Raw genomic sequence first — 1,535 nt, 5'->3', positions numbered from 1 at the left:
GGCCCCGCGGTGGTTGTGGTGGCCCCCCCCCCCGGGGTGGCGGGCGGTCACGCCGAGCACGCCCCGGCCCCCCGGGGCGCCCCCGGCCGCGCCGGGCACGACCGTACCGAGGGATATCACCGCGCCGGCCACGACCAGCGCGATCAGCGGCAACGCGCGGAACGGCGTCCGGCCCGCGCGCGGGGCAGGACGGGGTTTCAGGAGTCTCATGGCGCCCACCCTGGCGCAGCGGGCGGTCGCTACGGCCGCGTTCCGACAGACCTTGACCGATCGATGGCGGGGTTTTTGGAAACGGTTCTCGTTTCGGAAGCCTCCCCGTAACCGGCCTGCGCGCCCGTGCCCCTGCGGCCCGGTCAGAACCGGCCGCGCCGGGCGGGCCACGGCACCGGAGGTTGTCTGCGGCGGTGCGTATCGTCCGGGGCAACAGGTGCCACAGGAGTGAGAAGGAAGGGGCGGAAATGGACGAGGTCAGGCCGGGGACGCGCGAGTACCTCGACGGACTGTTCATACCTGGCCTGCGGATCGGCGGAAACCCGCACACCCCGTGCAGCTGGATCGAGATCGCCGAGGTGCAGGAGGTCACCGCAATCCGGCTGCCGAGCGGCCGGTTGATCGTGGACTCGCCCTGGATCACCGGGCCGCCGCGCGAGCTCGCGTTCCGCATCCCGCCCGGCGAGTACCCGGTGGACGTCTCCTGGGCCAACTGGCCCCACCTCTCCGACGGCTACTACAGCGAGAACCGGGAGTGCGCCGCAACGCGCCTGCGCGTGCGCGACGAGCCGGTGGTCACGTGGGATCTCGCCCTCGGCGTGGGCGAGGACCCGGCCCTGCGCGCTGCCGGCGCGGGATTCGCGGCGGAGGACGCAATGGGCTGCTTCGCCGACACCACCGCCTGGCAACCGCTGACCGAACCCTTCCGCCGCTACCTGGCCGACGTGACCGCCGCCGGATTCGGCGGCCCGCCGGTCGGGCGGGGCACCGAAGACCTCTGCGAGGGCTACTTCGAGCTCGCCCGCGACGAGGGATGCCGGGCCGACCTGCTGGCCTTCGGTGTCCCGGAAGGCTGGGGCCAGGTCTGGGCGGGCCGTGCGCGCGACGGCGAGATCGCGGTGGTCGTCGTCCCGGGCCCGGTGCCCACCAGCCCGTGGGACTGAGAGGGCCTGGTGAGAGCCAGCCCGGCCCTGCCGCCGCGTCGAGGTCTTTTACCGACCAGCGCGACTCCGGGCCACGCATAGCCGATGGCCGGACGGAGGCGACCTGACGGCAGGCCCCCGCCGCCGCTCTGCCGGCCGCGGGGGCCCAGCCCGTCGGCTACTCGGGCAGGGGCCGCATGCTCACCCGCTACTGCCGTCCTTGAGGATCGGGCAGAACACGGCATGCAGCACCGCGGTACTGCGGATTCAGGGGGCCGACGGCGGGTCGAGGTCCTTGGTCATGAAGACCCTGCTGGTGCCCGGCGGATCGCACGGGACTTCGCCCAGGCGTCGCCAGCCGTGCTTCGCGTAGAAGCCGGGAGCCTGGAAGCTGATCGTGTA

At 73.4% G+C, this 1,535-nt stretch carries 2 protein-coding genes; one reads left to right on the top strand and one right to left on the bottom strand.

Features of this window, described 5'->3' with window-relative positions:
• Nucleotides 1–210, bottom strand: a 210-nt coding sequence (locus ACFV61_RS35990) for a hypothetical protein (protein WP_380496401.1), incomplete at its 3' end; no start/stop codon positions are given.
• 248 nt (nucleotides 211–458) lie between these two features.
• Here ACFV61_RS35990 and ACFV61_RS35985 point away from each other — a divergent pair.
• On the top strand, nucleotides 459–1,154 hold the full coding sequence (locus ACFV61_RS35985) for a DUF4241 domain-containing protein (protein WP_380496399.1): 696 nt from the start codon (nucleotides 459–461) through the stop codon (nucleotides 1,152–1,154).
• The last annotated feature ends 381 nt before the right edge of the window (nucleotides 1,155–1,535 follow it).

Origin of the sequence: Kitasatospora sp. NPDC059817 (assembly GCF_042731835.1) — a bacterium.
GTDB lineage: Bacteria > Actinomycetota > Actinomycetes > Streptomycetales > Streptomycetaceae > Kitasatospora.
This window is presented reverse-complemented; position numbering and strand designations above follow the sequence as displayed.